General features: G+C 71.6%; 3 protein-coding genes. 2 read left to right on the top strand and 1 reads right to left on the bottom strand.

Translation table 11 applies throughout. The features are described 5' to 3' along the window. Positions 1–11 precede the first annotated feature (11 nt). The gene (locus G6021_RS13150) at positions 12–725 is read right to left on the bottom strand and encodes a GntR family transcriptional regulator (RefSeq protein WP_187700710.1); all 714 of its coding nucleotides are present in this window, start codon (positions 723–725) and stop codon (positions 12–14) included. 213 nt (positions 726–938) lie between these two features. Here G6021_RS13150 and G6021_RS13145 point away from each other — a divergent pair, with 213 nt between their 5' ends. Together G6021_RS13145 and G6021_RS13140 are read left to right on the top strand one after the other, a co-directional pair. Continuing rightward, positions 939–1,739, top strand: coding sequence for a crotonase/enoyl-CoA hydratase family protein (locus tag G6021_RS13145; RefSeq protein ID WP_179523929.1), 801 nt, complete (start codon positions 939–941; stop codon positions 1,737–1,739). Positions 1,740–1,797: 58 nt separating this feature from the next. Next, positions 1,798–2,268, top strand: a 471-nt coding sequence (locus G6021_RS13140; protein WP_241736555.1) for a glutamate-cysteine ligase family protein, incomplete at its 3' end; no start/stop codon positions are given.

The raw sequence follows: 2,268 nt of genomic DNA, 5'->3' as shown, positions 1-2,268 counted from the left end.
GTGCCGGGTGGTCAGGCCTGCGCGACCAGCGTCGCGCCCCGGTCCTCGTCGCGGTCCTCGTCCCACACGCCGGCGCGCTGGAGGTGCGCGATGAGCAGGTCGGCGCCGTTGGTGAACTCCCGGTCGACCACGGCGTGGGCCGTCTCCACGTCGCCGGTGCGCAGCGCCTCGAGCATCCGCCTGTTGTCCTCGAGCGCGGTGGACCGCCAGTCCGGATCCTCGGCGTAGAGCCGGTAGGGCATGTAGCGCGCGGCGTTGTTGAGGAAGCGGGACAGCTTGTCCGACCGGGACGCCCGGTTGATCGAGCGGTGGATGGCGTACTGCGCGCTCACCACACGGTCCGGATCGCCCGTCACGGCCGCCGCCTCGAAGTCCTCCACCAGGCGGGCGTGGTGCTCGAGGGCCGCCTCGTCGAACCGGGTGATGGCACGGTCGACGATCCGCTTGGACAGCCGGGCCTGCAGCCAGAAGATGTCCTCGACGTCCTGCCTGCTCATCGGCGAGACCAGGTAACCGCGTCGTGGGACCAGATCGACCAGCCCCTCCCCGCGCAGGGTCAGCAGGGCCTCGCGCACCGGGGTCACGCTCACCCCGAGAGCGGCCGCGGTCTCGTCCAGACGGATGAAGTCCCCGGGGCGCACCTCGCCGCTCATGATCCGGGTCCGGACGTGGTCCGCGACCTCCTCGGAGAGCTGCGGACGCTGCGCGAGTCGTGTTGCGGCCATATCCGCCACCTCATCTCCGGGGATCACGAACGACCGAGGGGCCTCGGCCGAGAATCGAAATCAAATATATCCGAGGAGTGTGCGATTGCCCAGCAGGGGTGAGCGCCTCTCCCCCGCTGTATGGCCCCGGTGGAGAGTCTCGCGCATGGCACCGGCCCGGGGGAGGTGGGCGTTTCGCCCGCGTGTGCCGACGTGCCGGGCGAGACTGGGGGCATGACCTCATCCGAGACCCGTCCAGCCGTCCGCACCGAGCGCCGCGATCACATCCTGCTCGTCACCCTCGACCGCCCCGAGGCCCGCAACGCCGTCAACGGCGAGGTGAGCACGCTGCTCGGGCGGGCCCTGCACGAGGCGGACACGGACCCGGAGATCCGGGTGGTCGTCCTCACCGGGTCGGGGGAGCAGTCGTTCTGCGCGGGGGCGGACCTCAAGGCGATCTCCCGGGGAGAGGACATTTTCCCGGCGGAGAACCGCCAGTGGGGTTTCGCGGGCATGATGCAGCATCACGTCTCCGTGCCGGTGATCGCCGCGGTCAACGGCACCGCGCTGGGCGGGGGCTGCGAGATCGCGCTGGCGTGCGATCTCGTGGTGGCCGCCGATCACGCGATCTTCGGACTGCCGGAGGTCAGGCGGGGCCTCATCGCGGCGGCGGGCGGTGCGTTCCGGCTGCCGGCCCAGCTGCCCCACCGGGTGGCCATGGAGATGATCCTCACCGGCGAGCCGGTCACGGCCGAGCGCGCACTGGACCTGCATCTGATCAACCGGGTCGTCCCGGCCGGGGACCTGCTCGACGCGGCGCTCGAGCTGGCCGGCGTGATCGCCGCCAACGCCCCGTTGGCCGTCCAGGCCAGCAAGCGCGTCGCGCTGGGCATCAGCGACGGGACCCGCCCGGCGGAGGACGACCGCTGGAAGGTCAGTGACACGGAGATGATCACCGTCATGACGTCGGAGGACGCCATGGAGGGCCCGCGTGCGTTCTCGGAGAAGCGGGCTCCGGTCTGGAAGGCGCGCTGAGACCCATCCCACATCCCGACCGGATGTGCACCCCGCCCGCCCGCACTACATTTCCTTCATGGGAGCCCAGTTCAGGTCAGCGGTGATCGAAGAGGACCTCCAGGTCCTCGACTCCGAGAGTCGGGAGCTCACGCCCAGGGCGTCCGAGCTGCTGGCCCACCGATCAGCGGACGTCGCTGCCGACGAGGTGCGCAACTGTGTGATCCGGACACGCACCCGTCCGGCCCACACGGCCTCGGGCCTGCGCTCCGGGCTGCACGAGGCGCGCGAGGGACTGCGCCGGGTGGGCGAGGGCCGCGGCCTCACGGTGGCGGCCGCGGGAGCGGTCCCGCTGGTCCCCCCGGGGTCGGCGCTGGTCGACGAGAGCCCCCGGATGCGCCGGCTGCTGGCGGACTACGAGTTCCTGGCCCGCGGTCAGATCTACTGCGGCACCCGGATCCGGGTGGATGCCGTGGACACCGACGAGGCGGTCGCCCTGGCGTGCCGGATCGCCCCACATCTCCCGGTGTTCCTGGCGCTCACCGCGAGC

The sequence above is a fragment of the Dietzia sp. CW19 genome (assembly GCF_014145265.1).
GTDB classification, from domain to species: Bacteria; Actinomycetota; Actinomycetes; order Mycobacteriales; family Mycobacteriaceae; genus Dietzia; species Dietzia natronolimnaea.
The sequence above is the reverse complement of the archived record's forward strand: the minus strand, read 5'-3'. Positions and strand labels throughout refer to the sequence as shown.

Coding starts and splice junctions, on each gene's coding strand:
- G6021_RS13150 (WP_187700710.1), bottom strand. CDS start 725: ATGGCCGCAACACGACTCGCGCAGCGTCCGCAGCTCTCCGAGGAGGTC.
- G6021_RS13145 (WP_179523929.1), top strand. CDS start 939: ATGACCTCATCCGAGACCCGTCCAGCCGTCCGCACCGAGCGCCGCGAT.